The organism is Mycobacterium montefiorense, from assembly GCF_003112775.1.
GTDB lineage: Bacteria > Actinomycetota > Actinomycetes > Mycobacteriales > Mycobacteriaceae > Mycobacterium > Mycobacterium montefiorense.
In genome coordinates this window covers 1,186,910-1,202,522 of sequence record NZ_BFCH01000018.1, presented here as the reverse complement: position 1 = coordinate 1,202,522, position 15,613 = coordinate 1,186,910, and the positions used below count along the sequence as shown (strand labels likewise).

The following is a 15,613-nucleotide window of genomic DNA, read 5'->3' as shown; positions in this document are numbered from 1 at the left end:
GCGCGGGCGCCCGGCCGGTAGTCAATGGTTGGAGCTCAGAAGTGAGCAGCCGCAACCGATAAGATGCCCGACATGATTCACACCGCGGTGATCGGGGTTGCCGAATATCGGTTCAATACTGAGGAAACAGACGTCATCGATGCGCGCTGGATCTCTTCTAACGCGGTCGAGGAGGACCGCGCGATCTGCCGGGGCCGGGCAACTGGCGACACGTCCAATGGCTTTCCCGGTAACTACCATGTTCAGTACTTCGGCATCGAAGACGAGTTGGTCGGCGATTTCGACTTGCATATCAAATCGGTCGGCGACATGTATTGCCTGACCTGGCGGAACCGCGCTGACCACAATCCCACGCCCGGCGAAATCGCTTTCGAGGGAGTCGGCTTCCCGACTAGCGACCGGTCGATGGTTCTGACCTACTGGATGGTGGCGGAATAGACCCTGCCCGGTGAATGGCGCCTGTCCGCTGTCGCATCCGCGTAAGCCTCTGTGTCGCGGTTCAATCCGGAAGTGGCCTGTGCCAGCTTCTCATTAACACCCTGACGTAGTTCACGATCGATGGGCGCACGGTCGACAGCGTCGGTGCCCGCAGCCGCTCCATCGGCTTCGGCGGCGTCGAGCTGGCGTTTTTCTCCGATCACCGGGTTGCGCGAGCCCGCTCGTCGAGGGGCTTGTCCGGAGTAGTTGGGTCCCTGCTGTTTCAGCATTCGCATCGATTCATCGAGGGCCGGAATCGTCACGTTCTGCTTTTCATCGCATTCGGCATCCTCACCCTGCGGGCTATGCGGTGTCGCACTTGCGCCAAACTGCTCGTATTCAGACCTCGCCTTGGTCATCTTCGGCTGTGTTGGCTGGCCGCCGGTGGGCCCGGCGAAGGTAGTGGGCGTGCCCTGGGGAGGAGCCTGGAATTCGGAGACCCGCGACTGAGGCGCTACGGAACCGACGCTATGAGCCATCGACTCATTTACTAGTTGCGTCGCGGCCTCGCCCAGCCGATTGATTTCGGAGGTGACATGGTGGGCTTTCTTGCCGTTTTCTACCGATAATCCGGTCAAGGCGCCGAGCATGCCGAGGGCGGCAGCCATTGCTAGCGAAGAAGCCAAGATCGCCCAACCCATTGCCCACGCCGGTCCGCCCGGGACCATAGCCAGGGCTATTCGGAGAGCGACTTCAATGACGATTGCCGTGGTAAGTAGGTTGAGCAAAATCCCGAAACCCAGACGAATATGGGTGACCCATTCCGCTTGCTCCACAACGATCTCTGCCAGCTGACCGTCCAGTTCGGCCAGCGTCTGCGCAATGTCCTGCACTGCTGCCACCTGACCCGCGTAGGTATCCGAGGCCTCTCCCTGCCAGTCCTCGTTCGGAATGGCCGACGCGAGCTCATCTCGCAATGTGCTCCAAAGCTGTGCGCCGACTTCCAGATCGTCACCCTCGTTCGGTGGCCCGAATCCCAGCAACAGCTCTAAATATCCGATAACGCTGGCAGTCCACGGGAGGATGTTGACGGCCGCACCCGCCGGTTTCACGTTGGAAGTTCGCTCGCCGTTGCGGGCAACCTGCAGCCGATGGGCAGGTTTGTAGTACATGTCGGCACTGTATTTTTGTCGAAGATCTTGGCTGCCTAGGTTGGCATTGCGATCCCATGTTGCGAGCGCGTCTGCGGGCTTGAAGATCCCCCCGAGAATTTGACCCGAGCTCAGCGAGCTTCCCAGGCCTCCGGTCATGCCGGTCACGCTGCCCGCAAGATATTCGCCGCCAGCTCCCGAGTCCGACGTGGATGGCATGAGATTGGCGTCCAGGCCGATGAACTGCGATCCCACGTTGGCCAAATTGCTGAGGAGGCGGGCGGCATCGGCAAAAATAGACATAACGGCATCCTGGGGTTAGCTTGTCGCTCTTTGTTATTGATCAACGCTAACATCGGTTAAGGTACGCAACCGTCACCAATTTTTCCGTCATCAGCGCTCCTACTGGGGCGGCGGAATGCGAGGTCGCCGCTTGCATCGCGGCGACGCTACGGTACGAATGAGGGGTGGCTGAGCCGACCATCCTGTTGCTGTCGACATCCGACACCGACCTGATCAGTGCCCGCTCCAGCGGCAAAAACTATCGATGGGCCAACCCCGCGCGGTTGTCCGACGAGGTGGGGGCACCTCCCGGTTGCGGGGGATTGTCGGACCTCTTGGCCGACGCGGCGATCGTGGTCGTCCGGATCCTCGGGGGCTATCGAGCCTGGCAAAGTGGCATCGACACCGTGATCGCCAGTGGCATTCCGACGATTTTGGTCAGTGGCGAGCAGGCCGCCGACGCCGAATTGACCGGACTGTCCACGTTGGCCGCCGGCATCGCGGTGCAGGCGCACATCTACCTGGCGCACGGCGGCGTGGAGAACCTACGCCAATTGCACGCCTTCCTGTCCGACACCGTGCTGATGACCGGCGTCGGCTTCACCGAGCCGGTGGTGACCCCGACCTGGGGTGAACTGGAGCGGGCGCAGTCGCAGCACATCGACGGCCCGACAATCGCGGTGCTGTACTACCGCGCGCAACACCTGGCCGGTAACACCGGGTACATCGAATCGCTGTGTACGGCCATTGAAGACGCGGGTGGCCGAGCGCTGCCCGTCTACTGCGCGTCGTTGCGCACCGCCGAACCCGAACTGCTGCAACGGCTCGGCAACGCCGACGCCATGGTGGTTACCGTGCTGGCCGCCGGGGGACTGAAGCCCGCGACCGTGTCGGCTGGCGGCGACGACGATAGCTGGAACGTCGAACATCTTGCGGCCCTGGATATTCCGATTCTGCAAGGTCTGTGCCTGACGAGCCCGCGCGATCAGTGGCGTGAAAATGACGACGGCCTGTCCCCACTGGACGTCGCCAGTCAGGTCGCGGTCCCCGAGTTCGACGGGCGCATCATCACCGTCCCGTTCTCGTTCAAAGAGATCGACGACGACGGGCTGATCTCGTATGTCGCCGACCCGGAGCGCTGCGCACGGGTCGCGGGCCTGGCTATCCGGCACGCGCAACTGCGGCACGTCGCCCCTGCCGACAAGCGGGTGGCCCTGGTGTTTTCGGCGTATCCCACCAAGCACGCCCGCATCGGCAACGCCGTCGGATTGGACACTCCAGCGAGCGCGGTGGCGCTGCTGCGGGCGATGCGCGACCACGGTTATCGGGTGGGCGATCTTCCCGGGGTCGAGGCCAACGACGGTGACGCCCTTATTCATGCGCTGATCGAACGAGGCGGGCAGGACCCTGACTGGCTCACCGAAGAGCAACTGGCGGGCAACCCGATCAGGGTGTCTGCACGGGATTACCGCGCCTGGTTCGCCACACTGCCCGAAGAATTCCGTGACGCCGTCGAAACCCACTGGGGTCCCGCACCCGGAGAGCTTTTCGTCGATCGCACAAAAGACCCCGACGGCGAGATCGTCGTGGCCGCACTGCAATCCGAAAATCTGGTGCTGCTGGTGCAGCCACCCCGCGGCTTCGGCGAGAATCCGGTCGCCATCTACCACGATCCGGACCTGCCGCCCAGCCATCACTACCTGGCCGCCTACCACTGGCTGGACACCGGATTCGGGTCGCACGCGGTGGTGCACCTGGGCAAGCACGGAAATCTGGAGTGGCTTCCGGGAAAGACGCTGGGCATGTCGGCGGCCTGCGGATCCGACGCCGCGCTGGGCAACCTGCCGCTGATCTACCCGTTTTTGGTCAACGATCCCGGCGAGGGCACCCAGGCCAAGAGACGTGCGCACGCGGTGCTCGTCGACCATCTCATCCCGCCGATGGCCCGCGCCGAAAGCTACGGAGACATCGCGCGTTTGGAGCAGCTGCTCGATGAGTACGCCAACGTCGCCGCCCTGGACCCTGGCAAGCTGCCCGCCATCCGTCAGCAGATCTGGACGCTGATCCGGGCCGCCAAGATGGACCACGACCTCGGCTTGACCGAACGGCCCGAAGAAGACTCGTTCGACGACATGATCCTGCACGTCGACGGCTGGCTCTGCGAAATCAAAGACGTCCAGATCCGCGACGGCCTGCACATCCTCGGCCAGAAGCCAACGGGGGAGACGGAACTCGACCTAGTGCTGGCCATCCTGCGGGCCCGGCAGCTATTCGCCGGTGAGCATGCCCTGCCGGGATTGCGACAAGCGCTAGGCCTGGCCGAAGACGGCACCGACGAGCGGACCAAGGTCGATCAAACCGAGGCCATTGCCCGCGGGCTGGTCGCGTCGCTGCAGGCCACCGGCTGGGACCCCGACGCCGTCGACACGATCACCGACAATGCCGATGTTGCCGCGGTGCTGCGGTTCGCGGCCACCGAAGTGGTACCGCGGCTGGCCGGTACCGCTGCCGAAATCGACCAGGTGCTCCGGGCGCTGGACGGCCGGTTCATCCCGGCGGGCCCATCGGGGTCGCCGCTGCGCGGCCTGGTTAACGTGCTGCCCACCGGCCGCAATTTCTACTCCGTCGATCCCAAGGCGATACCTTCCCGGCTGGCCTGGGAAGCCGGTGTCGCGCTTGCTGATTCACTGTTAGACCGGTACCGCAGCGACCACGGTGAATGGCCGCAATCGGTGGGGCTGTCGGTGTGGGGCACCTCGGCGATGCGCACCGCCGGCGACGACATCGCCGAAGTTCTTGCGCTGCTCGGCGTTCGGCCCGTGTGGGACGACGCATCACGCCGCGTCGTCGGCCTGACGCCGATTCCGCTGGCCGAGCTCCAACGCCCACGGATCGACGTCACCGTCCGGATCTCCGGATTCTTCCGCGACGCGTTCCCGCACGTCGTCACGATGCTCGACGACGCGGTGCGATTGGTCGCCGAACTCGACGAGCCCGCCGATGCCAACTTCGTCCGCGCCCACGCGCAGGCCGACCTGGCCCAGCACGGCGATCAACGGCGGGCAACCACACGGATTTTCGGATCCAAGCCGGGCACCTATGGCGCCGGGCTGCTGCAGCTGATCGACAGCCGGAACTGGCGCGACGACGCCGACCTTGCCCAGGTGTACACCGCCTGGGGCGGATTCGCCTACGGGCGCGACCTGGACGGCCGCGAGGCCGTCGACGACATGAACCGGCAGTACCGCCGAATTGCTGTGGCGGCCAAGAACACCGACACCCGCGAACATGATATCGCCGACTCCGACGACTACTTCCAATACCACGGCGGCATGGTGGCCACGGTACGAGCGCTGACCGGCAAGGCGCCGGCCGCCTATATCGGTGACAACACCCGACCCGACGCGATCCGCACCCGCACGCTGTCCGAGGAGACCACGCGGGTGTTCCGCGCCCGGGTGGTCAATCCGCGCTGGATGGCCGCGATGCGCCGGCACGGTTACAAGGGCGCATTCGAGATGGCTGCCACCGTCGATTACCTCTTCGGCTATGACGCCACCGCGGGGGTGATGGCCGACTGGATGTACGAGCAGCTCACCGACCGCTACGTGCTGGATCCGGAGAACCGGAAGTTCATGACGGAATCCAATCCGTGGGCGTTGCACGGCATGGCCGAACGACTGCTGGAGGCGGCCGGTCGCGGCATGTGGGCCGAGCCGCAACCCGAAACCCTGGACGGGTTACGGCAGGCGCTGCTGGAAACCGAAGGCGACCTGGAGGGCTGACCAACCCCTCAGATGAAGTCGGACCCGCCGTCCACATTGACGGTGGCGCCGGTGACGTAGCCGTTTCGGCGGGACGCCAGGTATGCGGTCATCGACGCGATCTCTTCGGGAAGCCCGGCGCGACCGAGGTCACAGGGTTGATGAAAGTTGTTGTCTATCCAGGTCATGACATCGTGCGGGTCGGTGGCGTCGAGGCCGTCGGCCGCCAGGATGTCTTTGAGGTTTTCGGTGAAGCTGGCGGTCACTATCGTCCCCGGGCACACGCAGTTTGCGAGAATGCCTTCCTTGGCAAGGCTTTTCGAGAGGTTCTTGGTGATGCTGGCCAACGCCGCCTTTGACGCCGTGTAGGCGACGATGCGCGGGTTCTGCCGTTGAATGGAGTGTGCGGACAGCGTCACAATGCGGGCCCACTCCGCCGCGCGCAACAGCGGCAGGCAGGCGCGGATCGACCGCACAGCCGACATGGTGCCCAGCGCGAACGCCTCATCCCACTGCGTGTCGTCCATCTGCTCGAAGTAGCCGTCACCCGGCCCAATCGTGTGGACCAAGCTGTTGAGTCGACCCCAGCGCTCGGCGACTGCCGCGAAGCCGTCGGCGATCGACTTCGGGTCGCCCATATCGACGCTGATTCCCATCGCGTCAGGAGCACCCGCCTTTAGCAGCGAGTTCACCGCGGCGTCGAGCGCTTCTCGGTTCCGAGCCATCACCGCCACGCTGGCCCCTTCGGCCGCAAGGGTTTCGGCGATGGCCAGTCCCATCCCTTTGCTCCCACCCGTGACCACCGCTGTCGAGCCGGCGAAACCCAGGTCCATGGATACTCCCTTGGTCAGTCGTTTGAGCAGATCTGATCGATCGCTTCGGGTGTCACGCCCAACGCGCGCAGACAGAATCGGAGCGCGTCTTCGCGCACTTCAACGCGATCGCAATCGCCGGTCCGCCACTGCCGGTTGGTGCTCGCCCACACCACACCCTGGATGAACTCCGCGTCGGTCACTGGGTCGATGCGGTGGAACACTCCGCGCTTCAGGCCGCGCTGTAGCGCTTCGCTGAGCGGTTTGAGCATTTCGGCGTATGCGGGCTGAATCAGACCGGGGGAGGCGAATGTCTGCGATTGAGCTTCCAGCGAGAGCCGCCGCAAATCAGACTTGACACTGTCGTCGAACGCCAAGTCGAGTCGCCCGTCGATCCACGCTGCCACGGCCTCGATCTCTGTTGCGGCAATGGCCATTCGGCGCTGCAGACGGCGCCTTTCGGTGCGCGCGGTCTCCAGGAAGACCGCGGCAACCAATTCATCCTTGGAGTCGAAATGCCGGTAGAAGGCGCGGGTGCTCAACTTGGCGCGGTCCAGCACCGCGGCAATGCTGAGTCCACGAACTCCACGCTCGCGCAGGGTGGTTGACGCGGCCGCCAGGATCTCGCTGCGGACTGCCGGATCGGGTTCGAGTTTTTCGCGTCGCCGCGTCCGAGGAGCACTCATGGGAGCCAGGCGGTTGCCTGATAGGCGGCGAGGTAGTCCGCGAACCGCTCACGGACCCCTTCCGATGTCAGACCGTACTCGGCCAGGTCGTAGTCGTGTGCACCACGCGAGCCGGGTTTGTGCCCTTCGGCCCACTGCTTCACCGCGTCCGAGGTGGCCTCGGTGAAGCTCAGGCCCAGGTCCTCGTAGCCGGCTTGCACCGTCCGTATCGGATCGGATTGCAAGTCGGCGAAGGAGACGTCAGCGAAGCGGTCGTCGCCCATCCGGGCACGGAAATCCATGGCCCGCCGGACGGCTTCGACCCAACTGTCGACCTGCTCGGTGCCCAGCTCGTTGGGATCGTTGCGGTCGCTGCTCCAGCTGCGGACATACTGGATGAGGCTGCACACCGAGCCCATTACCTTGGCCGGATCACGATGGCTCCACAGGAATCTAGCGTTCGGGTAGGCCTCGACGAGCGCATCGAGGGCGAACATGTGCACCGGGGTCTTCAGATGCCACAGCGTCGGCGGGCAGTGCCATTGCAACAGCCGCAGGACCCGTCGGTGAAAGGTGTACGTCTCGCGCATGTCGCAGTCCATCAGCCACGCCAGATATCCGGGGGCACGAACGGCGCCGTCAAAGTGAAAGGTGCGGAAGCTCATTCCCATCAGATCCTGGCATTCAGTCGCGGCCGTTGCTTCAGAGTTGTGCATTGTCTTCATCAACGGGAACATGTCGTCGAGCATCTTCAGGCCCGCTTCAGCCTGGTCGATCCGCGGGTCGGTGTGTTGGGTGGCGGCCTCCGGCGGCGGTGTTGGGGCTTGGGATTCCCACATCCGCAGCGACCGGAATTGCGGATCGGCGGCCACGAGTTGGCTCAATGCCGTGGTGCCCGTGCGGGGTAGCCCGATCACGAAGACGGGGCCGCCGACCTCCTCGTCATCGATCTCGGGATGCTGTCGGTAGGCGTCCTCGATCTTGAGGCGCTGAATCAGCGCATTGCTGATGGTCGCGTGCTGGATGACCTGGCCGATTTCGTTGAGATCCGCCTCGTTGTTCAGCGCTTCGACAATGTGGTCGAGTCCCTCGCGGTAGTACGAGGACCCGAAATCGTCGAGGCCGGTTGCCGCACTGGCGCCGCTCTCCAATTCGTCGGCATTGAACGACATCAGGCGAACCTTTCGCGTACGGCGTTGCGGCGCGCCGCAATGACGGCCGCCCGCTGCTCGGCGGTGACCGTCGCGGTGTCCGAGGGCAGCTGGGCATGAATCTTGTCGAATGACACGACGCGCGCCGACGGGGTCGGCGCCGTTTTCGTTCGCACACAGCGCAGGATGATGGGCCCATTGCTGAAGCCCGCGGTGTCAAGCCAATTCGCGACGCCGGGGTCCTGCGCGCACAGCACCACTCGCACCAGGCCGTCGGAATCCACCACCGCCTGATGGGCATTGAGGCTGGACTGATGGCGCCCGTAATGAATGGTTTCCCACCACGGGTTGCCGATGGAGAAGCTCCGGTAAATCCCTTCGGGCGGTTCGGATTCCACGATCAGCGCCTCGCCGGGACGTAGCTCCCATCGACCGATCACCGGCCGGTTCTCCGCGGCCGCACCTATATCGGTGCGGTCGATCGGCGGCAGGAACCCGTTCGTCGGCGCCGCCGCGCCGAATTGCAGAAAAAACGCCAGATTGTCCTGGACAAAGTCGCCAAGAGCGACCAACTGCCGCGACATTGCCACGGCTGGATCGATCGAACGGCCTTGCGTGCCAGCCGCATCGCCGAGCCGCTCAACGCGCAGCGACGATGCCACTTCGGTATCCCAATCGTAGAAGAAGTGGCGCACCGTCAACGTCGGGTGATCGCCTTCCAGCCGCATCCAATTGCCGGCCTGCTCGGAGGGCGACAGCATTACCTCGAAATTCCCGTCGGCATCCACCTCGAGCTCGTCGACCAGTTCGTTTGCCGTTGAGGCGATGCCGTTCATCGTCTGCAACCCGACGTAGCGTGCGGTGCCTCGATTGCCGAACAGCCGGTAACTTTCCCCGCCGCGCAGTACGGCACGGGTGTAAATGCAGTCTGGACACTCCATTCCCCACGTCACGAGGTCGTCGGTGCTGGTGGCCTGAACACACAGGATTGGATCGGTGTCGAACCGCAGCACCTCATCGATCCCCGCGGTGAGTAGCACCAACAGATGCCGCATTCCCGCGGCGAGATCGATGTGATTTCGGTTAGCCGGGTCCGATCCGACGAGCTGCGCTGCGTCACGCAGCCGTTCCTGCAAGTACGACCATGCCTGGGAAAGGTCCGCGTCGTCGCCAGATCCCGTCAGCGCTGCTTCGGCGATCGAGAACGGTAGCCAGGCCATCGGGTTCTTCGGATCGCCCACGCGTCTCCCCGTTCCGGTCGCAGCTACAGGTCGCTTAAACGAAAACAATGTTTTCATTTAACGCAACTTGACTATGCAGCCGATTGCAGTGAATGTCAACGTCCGCGAGTAGTAGGTTGAGACCGTGACGCCCACCTTCGCCGACCTCGCCAAGGCGCAATACATCCTGCTGACCACCTTCACCAAGGACGGCCGAGCCAAGCCGACCCCAATCTGGACGGCCGTGGATACCGAGCGCGGCGACCGGCTGCTGGTGATCACCCAGGAAACCTCCTGGAAGGTCAAGCGGATTCGCAATACGCCCCGCGTCACGATGGCGACTTGCACCATGCGCGGTCGCCCGACGGGCGAGGCCGTCGAGGGCACCGCGGCCCTGCTTGCCAAGTCCGACACGGGCGCCGTCTACGACGCGATCGGTAAGCGCTACGGCATCGTGGGCACGGTCTTCAACTTCTTCAGCAAGCTGCGCGGCGGCATGGAAAATAACATCGGCCTCGAACTCCGAGTGGCGCAAGGCTAGAGCTTGGCCGGGAGGGCGCTTGATGAGTACGGTGCTGATTCCGATTCCCGACCGTGACTTCGACCCGACCGAGGTCGCGGTCAGCTGGCGGGTATTGACCGACCACGGTCACCGCGTGATCTTTACGACCGAAAGCGGCACCCCCGGCATGGCCGACGACATCATGGTGACCGGTCGTGGCCTGGACTTCTGGTCTGCACTACCGATATTGGGCTCTCTGTCGCTCATTGGAATGGTGTTGCGCGCCAACAGGAATGGCCGCGACGCTTACACCGCCATGGTCAGTTCGCAGGAGTATCAGCATCCCATCAGCTGGAGTCAAGCCACGCTGGACGGCGCAGATGCGCTGCTGCTGCCAGGCGGTCATCGCGCCCGCGGAATGCGCAGCTATATCGACAGCGAGATCCTGCAGCGCCTGGTGATCGACGCGTTTGCCCGCGAAATCATCGTCGGTGCGATCTGTCACGGTGTGCTGCTGGCCGCGCGCAGCGTCGACCCTGGAACCGGACGCTCGGTGCTCTACGGACGCAAGACGACGTCGCTCACCTGGGCCATGGAGCGCTTGGCCTGGCGGCTCACCCGAATCACCCGATTCTGGGATCGCGACTATTACCGGACCTACACCGAGCAGCCCGGCGAGCCCGGCGGCTATATGTCGGTGCAGTCGGAAGTCACTCGGGCGCTTGAACAATCGACGGATTTCTGCGATGTCGCGCGCGGCACGCCGCACTGGCGCCTCAAGTCCTCCGGGATGGCGCGAGACACAGCGACCGACTCGCGGCCCGCATTTGTCGTCGACGACGGCAACTACGTCTCGGCGCGCTGGCCCGGCGACACGCACACCTTCGCCGGCGTCGTGTCGGAGAAGCTGAAATATCTAGAACCACAGTAGGATTCGCTCGCTCGTAGCGGCTCGCCGAAGAATGCGAAGATAGGTGAGCGAGGTTACTTCGCGCAATTTGGGTGCGTCCACGATCACGCCCGTCGGGGGCTATCCCCACGTGGGCTTAGCTCGCCTGTGATTGGACTCTTCGTTCGAAGACAAGTGCACTGCGTGGACGCCCGGCTTCTTGGACAGCTGCTCCAACACACCCTCAAGGTGCGCGTCGTCAGTGTGCCAGTGCTGCACCGACTCAGGCTGCTGCGATAGTTCGGCGAGGACACGCTTGAGTTTGTCCGCGGTCTTACTCTCCTTGCCCGGCGGGGAACCGCCCACTCGACGGGTCGCTCCGGCTATCGCGCGGGGACCTGCACCGCCCAGGGCGCCTCCGGCCAGGCTTGCCAGGGCCATCTGGCCATAAAGTCCTCCCGCGGTATCCATGACCACTGGTGTGGCAACCGTGCTGGTGCCCTGCAAGACGCTGGCAGCCAGTCTGATGGCTGGAGTGGCCGCGGCCCAGCTCGGAGGCACCGATAGGGCTCCCGCCAAACCCGCGCTGCCGACACTCGCCGATACTGCAGCCCCGCCCGCCAGGCCGGCGGTTCCCAATGCCTGCGTGCTCGACCCAAGCCCCGTCGCCAGTAATCCAGCCTCGTTGCTGAGTGTTGTTGCAACATCGTTGGTGTGCCGAGCCGTTATCACCAAGCCCATGGCCAGACTGAGCGCTGTGTCGTTGAACGGGCGGAGACTTTTGGTGACGAACTCGATATTTGCGGCGAGCATCGCCAAAGGGGATGAATTCAGGGCGCTCAACGAAGTCGACAATGAGGACAGCGACGACGTCGGGGCAGCCGCCGCGGGCGCTGCGAGGCTCTGCAGCGCTTGCGGAGTTGTCGACATTGCCTGTGCCAAGGTCGATTGCGCGTTCGCCGGCGCTGTGCCGGTGGCTTGGGCGAGCGCGGCGGCCTGGTCGGCTGTCCCGGCGGGGTTGGTGGTTCGCGGCGGTTGGCTGAATGGCGTCAGCTGCGCGGCGGTCGCCGAGGAACCGGCATAGCCGTACATTGCGGCGGCGTCTTGAGCCCACATCTCCCCGTACTGTGCCTCGGTGGCTGCGATCGCCGCGGTGTTCTGGCCCAAAACGTTGGTTGTCACTAGCGACTCCAGCTGGCTGCGGTTGGCGGCGATCACCGGCGGAGGCACCGACGCTGAGAATGCGGTGTCATAGGCAGTCGCGGCCGCCCTGGCTTGGCTGGCGGCCTGCTCGGCCTGCGCGGCGGTGGCCCTCATCCAAGCCGCATACGGTGCGGCGGCGGCAGCCATGATCGCCGACGACGGACCATGCCATTCAGCACTTAGTCCCGAGATCACCGAGGAGTAGGAGGCTGCGGTCGAACGCAGCTGGGCGGCCAACCCGTCCCACCCCGAGGCCGCGGCCACCATGGACCCTGATCGGGGGCCCGCGTACATGCGACCGGAGTTGATCTCCGGCGGCAAGGCTCCAAAATCTATCACTGTCCCTCACCTGTCCGCGATCGCGTCATTGGCCTGGGTGCACGCCCTGTCGCTACCGACAGCCCTTTTTCTGTGTAGTCACCACAGACATGTGTCCTTCGTGTGTCATGGTGTGGGCCGGGCTGGAGCCGAGCGCGCTGGCGGAGTCGGCTCCCGATGGTTCCCATAGGCATCGGAAGTTGTGCTGTCGGCATATGCGAATCGCTGCTGTTGAACCCGCAATGTCTGCAACGCCTGAGCGACAAGCAAATTGCGATGATTGCCTGCCCCTTCGTTTTCGACGCCATGGCTGCCGAGCCCAAAGGTGCAGGCACGACGTCGATGTTGTGGTCGAAGGTCAACGGCTATTCCTCCGCCTCGTCGGCGGGGATCACGATGATGGTGGCGGTCGTGGCCGCCCTCCCCAATCCGGCGCCGCCGCCTACTGAGAAGGACCGGGCAGCGGCACCACCGGTACCGGCCATGGCGCGTCCGGTCAAACCGGACAAACCCAAATTGCTGAACAGGCTTCCCTGGCCGTTTGCAGCGAGCGCCGCCGGGGCGGCGCCGAGGGTGGTTTCCGGCAACACTGCGGCGAGCGACCTGACCGCCGGGGCGGCCGCGGTCCAACTTTGCGGCACCGCGAGGCTTCCGACGAAGCCGGCGCGGCCCATGCCCGCCGACAATCCGGGCCCGCCTGGTGAGCCCGCCACACGCGGACCCGAACCAAGCTCGCTTTCGGGCAGCGCCACGACCGCCGCGCGTTGGATCTTGGACAGCCGTTGGGAGGCGCTGTCCACGTTCGCCACGTTTTGGGGCAGCAGATAATTTTCTACTCCCAGGAGATACGGGCTGCCGCCAATGCCGAACAACGAGGCAGGCCCTAACGGGCCCGTGATGAACGAGTCGAGTCCTGCGAGCGACGGATCAGCGGCCGCAGCCGGCGCTGTCAGACTCTGCAGCGCTTGCGGAGTTGCCGACATTGCCTGTGCCAAGGTCGATTGCGCGTTCGCCGGCGCTGTGCCGGTGGCTTGGGCGAGCGCGGCGGCCTGGTCGGCTGTCCCGGCGGGGTTGGTGGTTCGCGGCGGTTGGCTGAATGGCGTTACCTGCGCGGCGGTCGCCGAGGAACCGGCATAGCCGTACATTGCGGCGGCGTCTTGGGCCCACATCTCGGTGTATTGGGCATTGGTGGCCATGATCGCCGGGGTGTTTTGCCCGAAAACATTGGTCGCGATCAGGGCCGTCAACTGTGCACGGTTGGCGGCGATAACTGGTGGTGGCACCGTTGCGACGAACGCGGCCTCGTAGGCGGCTGCCGCCGCCCTTGCCTGGTTAGCGGTTTGCTCGGATTGCGCGGCTGCCGCAGTCATCCACGCCATGTAAGGCGTGATGGCGGCTGCCATCATGGCCGACGACGGACCAAGCCATGCGCTCGTCAAGTTAGAGACTGTCGACTCGTAAGACGCCGCCGTGGAGTGCAGCTGGGCAGCTAATCCATCCCAGCCCGCTGCGGCGGCCAGCATCGGGCCCGCACCGGGGCCGGCATACATCCGACCGGAGTTAACCTCCGGTGGCAACATTCCGAAATCCATTGCTAGACGGTTAACTAGACCGCGCGCCACGCGTCGGTGATCGCATCGAGTGACGCCTCAATCGCGGGCGCCGCGGGGCGGCCCAGGAAACATAGCAACATGCCACTATTGTAAGCAGTGAATATTTCTATAGGCAACTATCGACTATGTCACCATTTGCGCCGGCACAGTCCGCCGTCACACTCATCGCTGCAATAGGCGCTGCGACCACTCATTTTGAGGGCAAGCAGCGGTCGGCTCGAACGTTGACATCTTTGCGCTCAAGACATCGGGCGTCGCTGCGACGTATTAAGAACTCTGGGTAAGGCCCCCGCGTTGTCGCTTCCTAGCGCATGTGCTCACCGAAGAACGAGAAGACGCGGCTCCAGGCGTCCTCGGTCGCGGCGTCGTCGTAACCAAAACCCGCGACGCGAAGCAGTGGTTGGGCGGGAAGGGCATTCGCGAAGCTGTGCCCGACGCCCGGATAGACCTTGACGTCATTGGTGATCTGCTTGGCCGCAATCACTTCGCGCAACTTCTCGGGTGCGCCCTTGCCCAGCGGGTCGCGCGCGCCGAAGCTCGCCACGATCGGGCACGCCCCCTCCAGCGTCTCGTTCAAGTGGCGCGGCAGGGGAGCGCCGTAGAACGGAGCGGAGGCTCCAAAACCTTTGGGCGACATAATGAGTGCAAACTGTCCGCCCATGCAGAAGCCGGCGATCCCCACCTTCCCGGAACAGTCCGGCCTGCCCAGCAAGTGATCGCGCGCAGCAAGAATGTCGTCAAGAGCACGGCCACGCTGTGTCATCAGCTCACGCATGACTCGGGTGATGCAACGCATGCGCCCGCCCCGCGCATACATGTTCGGAGTCAGCGCCACATAGCCTGCCTGCGCGATGCGGTCGTTGACCTGCTGCTTGTCCCGGCCGTAGCCGAAGGCGTCGTGGATCACCACCACACCCGGCCAGGGGCCTGTGCCGGGCGGAAGGCTCAGCAGTGCATCGATCGGTCCGTCCGGGGTGTCGATCTCAATCGTGGTCATATCGTCATCTAACTGCAGCCGCGATCCCGATCACTAGGGGAACTGGGGAGCAACTCGCCGACGTTGACATCGCATGGTGAGCCGGTTGTTACTCGTGTACGCCGTCGTCGAGTTGGCGGCGATCTTCGCGCTGCTATGGGCGGTGGGCTGGGGCTGGACCCTGCTGGCTCTGCTGGGCACCTTCATCCTTGGATGGGGCCTGCTGGCCCCGATGGCGGGATCGCAGCTGATTCGCGACATCGGGCAGATGCGCTCCGGTCTCAAAGAGCCGCGCAGCACGCTGGGTGACGGCGCTCTGGTCACCGTGGCCACGGGGCTGGTCCTGGTTCCCGGATTGGTTACCACGGTTTTGGGTGCGTTGCTGCTGCTTCCGCCGGTGCGTGCCGCCGCCGGTCCGGGATTGACTGGGATCGCACTGCGGAGTCTGCACCGCCGCGCACCGCTGGTCAGCTACACGACGACCTTCGCCGACTCCCGTCCCACTTCCGCGGGCGATGGCCGCGACTACATCGACGGCGAGGTTATCGACGTCCGCGATGTCGAGCCGCCCGTGCTGTCGCAGGACGACCACTGGGGCGGGCCCCGTTACGCTGCGGGCCCGAACTGATTGCCCTCGGCGCTGCTCCACG

The 15,613-nt window shown here is 64.5% G+C and carries 13 protein-coding genes; 5 read left to right on the top strand and 8 right to left on the bottom strand.

What is annotated here, in order from left to right; translation table 11 throughout:
* Positions 1 to 72 precede the first annotated feature (72 nt).
* On the top strand, positions 73 to 438 hold the full coding sequence (locus DB708_RS18085) for a hypothetical protein (protein ID WP_235616811.1): 366 nt from the start codon (positions 73 to 75) through the stop codon (positions 436 to 438).
* Here the strand turns inward: DB708_RS18085 and DB708_RS18080 are convergent.
* Positions 417 to 1,871, bottom strand: coding sequence for an EspA/EspE family type VII secretion system effector (locus DB708_RS18080; RefSeq protein WP_108924073.1), 1,455 nt, complete (start codon positions 1,869 to 1,871; stop codon positions 417 to 419). The two genes, DB708_RS18085 and DB708_RS18080, sit on opposite strands and share 22 nt — an antisense overlap.
* Positions 1,872 to 2,035: 164 nt before the next feature.
* Between DB708_RS18080 and cobN the strand changes: the two genes are divergently transcribed.
* Complete coding sequence (cobN, locus tag DB708_RS18075) at positions 2,036 to 5,635, top strand: cobaltochelatase subunit CobN (RefSeq protein ID WP_108924071.1); 3,600 nt, start codon at positions 2,036 to 2,038, stop codon at positions 5,633 to 5,635.
* 8 nt (positions 5,636 to 5,643) lie between these two features.
* Here cobN and DB708_RS18070 read toward each other — a convergent pair whose 3' ends face one another.
* Genes DB708_RS18070 through DB708_RS18055 form a run of 4 tightly spaced genes read right to left on the bottom strand, consistent with a single transcriptional unit; the run spans position 5,644 to position 9,462 of the window.
* On the bottom strand, positions 5,644 to 6,447 hold the full coding sequence (locus DB708_RS18070; protein ID WP_108924069.1) for an SDR family NAD(P)-dependent oxidoreductase: 804 nt from the start codon (positions 6,445 to 6,447) through the stop codon (positions 5,644 to 5,646).
* 14 nt (positions 6,448 to 6,461) lie between these two features.
* The gene (locus DB708_RS18065) at positions 6,462 to 7,112 is read right to left on the bottom strand and encodes a TetR/AcrR family transcriptional regulator (RefSeq protein WP_108924067.1); all 651 of its coding nucleotides are present in this window, start codon (positions 7,110 to 7,112) and stop codon (positions 6,462 to 6,464) included.
* Positions 7,109 to 8,263, bottom strand: a complete 1,155-nt coding sequence (locus tag DB708_RS18060) for a sulfotransferase family protein (protein WP_108924065.1) — start codon at positions 8,261 to 8,263, stop codon at positions 7,109 to 7,111. The genes DB708_RS18065 and DB708_RS18060 overlap by 4 nt, the downstream gene beginning before the upstream one ends.
* On the bottom strand, positions 8,263 to 9,462 hold the full coding sequence (locus DB708_RS18055) for a hypothetical protein (protein ID WP_108924398.1): 1,200 nt from the start codon (positions 9,460 to 9,462) through the stop codon (positions 8,263 to 8,265). Before DB708_RS18055 ends, DB708_RS18060 begins: the two co-directional genes overlap by 1 nt.
* Positions 9,463 to 9,607: 145 nt before the next feature.
* Here DB708_RS18055 and DB708_RS18050 point away from each other — a divergent pair, with 145 nt between their 5' ends.
* Positions 9,608 to 10,003, top strand: a complete 396-nt coding sequence (locus tag DB708_RS18050; RefSeq protein ID WP_108924063.1) for a PPOX class F420-dependent oxidoreductase — start codon at positions 9,608 to 9,610, stop codon at positions 10,001 to 10,003.
* 22 nt (positions 10,004 to 10,025) lie between these two features.
* On the top strand, positions 10,026 to 10,895 hold the full coding sequence (locus DB708_RS18045) for a type 1 glutamine amidotransferase domain-containing protein (protein WP_108924061.1): 870 nt from the start codon (positions 10,026 to 10,028) through the stop codon (positions 10,893 to 10,895).
* 99 nt (positions 10,896 to 10,994) lie between these two features.
* Here DB708_RS18045 and DB708_RS18040 read toward each other — a convergent pair whose 3' ends face one another.
* The 3 genes from DB708_RS18040 to DB708_RS18030 all read right to left on the bottom strand — a co-directional run bounded on the left by DB708_RS18040 (position 10,995) and on the right by DB708_RS18030 (position 14,984).
* Positions 10,995 to 12,392: a PPE family protein gene (locus DB708_RS18040; RefSeq protein WP_108924397.1), complete on the bottom strand. Its 1,398-nt coding sequence runs from the start codon at positions 12,390 to 12,392 to the stop codon at positions 10,995 to 10,997.
* Between the two features lie 347 nt (positions 12,393 to 12,739).
* Positions 12,740 to 13,966 (bottom strand): PPE family protein, encoded by a 1,227-nt coding sequence (locus DB708_RS18035; protein WP_108924059.1) that lies wholly within the window; start codon positions 13,964 to 13,966, stop codon positions 12,740 to 12,742.
* Positions 13,967 to 14,291: 325 nt separating this feature from the next.
* Positions 14,292 to 14,984 carry a dienelactone hydrolase family protein gene (locus DB708_RS18030; RefSeq protein ID WP_108924057.1) on the bottom strand — a complete coding sequence of 231 codons (693 nt, stop codon included), beginning with the start codon at positions 14,982 to 14,984 and terminating at the stop codon, positions 14,292 to 14,294.
* Between the two features lie 73 nt (positions 14,985 to 15,057).
* On the opposite strand from DB708_RS18030, the gene DB708_RS18025 reads away from it, so the two are divergent.
* Positions 15,058 to 15,591 (top strand): FxsA family protein, encoded by a 534-nt coding sequence (locus DB708_RS18025; protein WP_108924055.1) that lies wholly within the window; start codon positions 15,058 to 15,060, stop codon positions 15,589 to 15,591.
* Positions 15,592 to 15,613 lie beyond the last annotated feature (22 nt).